General features: G+C 36.8%; 3 protein-coding genes. All 3 read left to right on the forward strand.

Features of this window, described 5'->3' with window-relative positions; genetic code table 11:
- Nucleotides 1–186 precede the first annotated feature (186 nt).
- Nucleotides 187–603 carry a GNAT family N-acetyltransferase gene (locus tag ABWO41_RS16350; RefSeq protein WP_353140323.1) on the forward strand — a complete coding sequence of 139 codons (417 nt, stop codon included), beginning with the start codon at nt 187–189 and terminating at the stop codon, nt 601–603.
- Nucleotides 604–659: 56 nt separating this feature from the next.
- Entirely contained in the window at nt 660–1,769 is a 1,110-nt protein-coding gene (locus ABWO41_RS16355) for a M42 family metallopeptidase (RefSeq protein WP_353140325.1), read from the forward strand.
- Between the two features lie 25 nt (nt 1,770–1,794).
- Nucleotides 1,795–3,876: S9 family peptidase (locus ABWO41_RS16360; protein WP_353140327.1), on the forward strand; the 2,082-nt coding region annotated here is incomplete at its 3' end.

The following is a 3,876-nucleotide window of genomic DNA, read 5'->3' on the forward strand; positions in this document are numbered from 1 at the left end:
AACGATTATTTAAATACTTTATAAACCAAACCACTAATAAAACCAGATTCCATCAAACAAAAACATATCTTCAACTTACATAAAACTAAACTCAATATTCATATTCACGTAATTTATGTAAATGCATTATTTTTTTAAAACAACAAAGCACATATTTGTGTAATCAATAGAATATATAACCTGTACATGGAGACAAACTTAAATATAGAGCAAATAACACCAGAATTAGTCTGGACTGTTAGACATGAAGTGCTTTACCCTGATTTGGGTATAGAAGCTGTAAAATTAGAGGACGATTTTATAGGTACTCATTTTGGAGCTTTTACAGACAATAAACTTGCCGGAGTTGTTTCTGTGTACGAAGATGGCGATAAACTATTATTCAGAAAATTCTCTGTAAGAGGAGAATTTCAAAACAAGAAAATCGGCTCTCAGCTTATGGAGTACATTCTTAACCACGCAAAATCTTTAGAAAAGACAGCAATTTGGTGTAATGCCAGAGCATCTGCCCTGTATTTCTATAAAAAATTTGGCTTCGTTCCAAATGGCAAAACTTTTACAAAAAACGGAATCAATTTTATGACCATCGAAAAAGAAATTTGATAGCTTTACTTTCCAATCAGCTACCTATCGATATTGGATAAATTTATAGTGTAAACATGACAAAGAAGAAAGCAAAGGATAAACAACAAATTGTAACAGAGAAATCTTTAAAGTTTTTTGAATCTTACATCAATAATCCCTCTCCTACAGGGTTCGAGTATACGGGACAAAAACTGTGGTTAGATTATATTAAACCTTACATAGACGAACATTACGTTGACAATTACGGAACTGCAGTTGGAATTATTAATCCAAAAGCCGAATATAAAGTAGTTATCGAGGCTCATGCCGATGAAATCTCATGGTTTGTAAATTATATTACTTCAGATGGTTTAATCTACGTTATCAGAAACGGAGGTTCAGATCATCAGATAGCTCCTTCTAAACGAGTAAATATTCATACAGACAAGGGAATTGTAAAAGCAGTTTTCGGTTGGCCGGCTATTCACACACGACATGGAGGCGAGAAAGAAGAAACGCCGCAACTAAAAAATATATTTTTAGATTGTGGTTGTACTTCTAAAGAAGAAGTTGAAGCCCTGGGAATCCACGTTGGTTGCGTAATCACATATGAAGACGAATTTATGGTCTTAAACGATCGTTACTACGTAGGCAGAGCTTTGGATAACAGAGCTGGCGGATTCATGATTGCGGAAGTTGCTCGTTTACTTCATGAAAACAAACAAAAACTTCCCTTTGGATTGTACATTGTTAACGCTGTTCAGGAAGAAATTGGTTTACGTGGAGCAGAAATGATTGCCCACCGTATTAAACCAAACGTGGCTATTGTTACAGATGTTACCCATGATACCACTACACCTATGATTAATAAGATTACTCAGGGAGATTTAGCCTGTGGCAAAGGACCTGTAGTTTCTTACGCTCCGGCAGTTCATAATAACCTGAATAAATTATTGGTAGAAACAGCACAGGAAAACAATATCCCTTTCCAGAGACAGGCTTCCTCACGTTCTACCGGAACAGATACAGATGCTTTTGCGTATTCTAATGACGGTGTAGTATCTGCCCTAATTTCATTACCGCTCAGATATATGCATACGACGGTTGAAATGATACATAAAGACGATGTGGACAATGTTATACGTTTAATATATGAATCTTTGCTGAATATTAAGAACGGACAAGACTTCAGATATATCAAATAAACTGCATAAAACTTTCATTATAGCGATGCTAAAAGCAATCTCTAAAATCGCCGGAATGTTATGCATTCCGGCTTTTGTACTTTCAATAAGCACTCTATCTTCACTAGCACAGGACTCTGCCGGAGGGTATCAAAAACCGGCACAGGAAATTCAGGATTTAATTGATAATGCAATCCACAGAGAAGTTATTCTCAATAATTCCGGTGATTATATGGTTGTATTGGAAAGAAATACGCTTGTACCCATTTCAGAGATCAGAGTACCGGCTGTTAAACTGGCTGGCGAAAGGCTTGATGGCAAAGGTTATAATCTTAAGCATAAGTTCTATACCTCCATCAGTATAAAAAACCTGGAGTATAATGAAGAAATCAGATTGTCCGGTTTGCCTGATTCCTATAAAATCTCTAACGTTACTTTTTCTCCGGATCAAACAATAATTGCTTTTTGTCTGGACGGAAATGATGGACTGGAACTTTGGACAGCCTCTTTGGTCACTTATAATGCTAAACGAATATCCGATTTAACGCTAAATAATACCTTGGGCAGGGTATACCAATGGGCTCCGGATAATCAGTCAATCCTTGCAAAGTTTAAGGTAAACCGTCAACCGAATAACCATTCCAATATAGTTTCTCCCATTAGCTTAGAAAGTCGGGAGAAAGCTTTATCTGCCAAATTATACCTGGACTTGCTGAATAGTACTGCAGACGAAGATCTATTGGATCAGTATTTTACTGCTCAGCTAAAAACCGTTTATCTAAACGGAGATATTGAAAACTTTGCTTCACCTGCTATTTATAAAGATTTTGATTTTTCGCCAGACGGCAATTTTGTGATGACTTCCACCCTGGAAAAACCATACCCTTATACGGTACCATTAGATAAATTTCCTTTCAGCACCGATATTTATGATAAACAGGGCAAACTGGACAGAAATCTTTCCAAAACACCTGTACAAGATAATCTACCTATCGGTTTTGATGCTGTAATAACAGCAAAAAGAGCATTTCAATGGAGACATGACAAACCGCAGACTTACGTTTGGGTAGAGGCCCAAGACGAAGGAAACCCAAATTTTAGAGTAGCTGTCCGCGATATTATCTATACACAGGATATGGATGACAAAAAACCAGATAAATTGGCAGACTGCTATTTACGCTTTAAATCTATTGTTTGGGGAGACGATCATATAGCTATTGTTACTGAAAGATGGTGGAAAACAAGAACAGAAAGAAGAGTTTTTATCAAACCGGCAAATAGCTCTTATCGGGTTAATTTATGGGATAGATATTATGAAGACCGGTATTCTGATCCCGGGTATTTCTTAACAACCAAAAATGAATATAATAAAGATGTTTTATTGCTCGAAGCCAATCAATTCAGAAGATTAGACCCTAGCAATGTTAATATTTTTAGTATTTCTGATGGGGCCTCTGTTAATGGAGACAGGCCCTTTTTATTGAAATTTAACGTTAAAACCAAAATAACCGATACACTTTTCCGTTCGAAGGCTCCTTATTACGAAAAACCTGTACATTATAACAATGGTAAGCTCGTTTTTTCCAGAGAATCTTTTCTGCAGCCGGCGGACTATTTTTATCAAAATATAAAATCCAAGAAAGAGTATCAGGTGAGTTCTTTCACGAATCCTTATCTTCCACTTAACGGAGTTACCAAACGCATATTAAATTACAAACGAATGGATGGTCTAAAACTTTCTTCTACCATCTATTTACCGAAAGATTACGGCATAGATAAAGGTAGAATTCCTGTTATTGTATGGGCTTATCCGAGAGAATATAAAACACCTGTAGCCGCCGCAACCGTGAAGGGCTCCCCTTTCCGATCACCAGATTTAACATGGAATTCGCCTGTTTATTGGGTAACTCAGGGTTACGCTGTGCTAGAAATGGATATGCCTATTGTAGGTGAAAGTAACGATATGCCTAATGATACTTTTCTGGAGCAATTAAAACAAAATGCTGTTGCCGCTATAGACGAAATGGCCAGATTGCAGATTGCAGATAGAAACCGGCTTGTTCTTGGCGGACAAGGTTATGGCGCTTTCATGACTGCTAATATGCTAACGCACTATAAAGGTTATTTT

The sequence above is a fragment of the Pseudopedobacter sp. genome, from assembly GCF_040392825.1.
GTDB lineage: Bacteria > Bacteroidota > Bacteroidia > Sphingobacteriales > Sphingobacteriaceae > Pseudopedobacter.

Coding starts and splice junctions, on each gene's coding strand:
- ABWO41_RS16355 (WP_353140325.1), top strand. CDS start 660: ATGACAAAGAAGAAAGCAAAGGATAAACAACAAATTGTAACAGAGAAA.
- ABWO41_RS16350 (WP_353140323.1), top strand. CDS start 187: ATGGAGACAAACTTAAATATAGAGCAAATAACACCAGAATTAGTCTGG.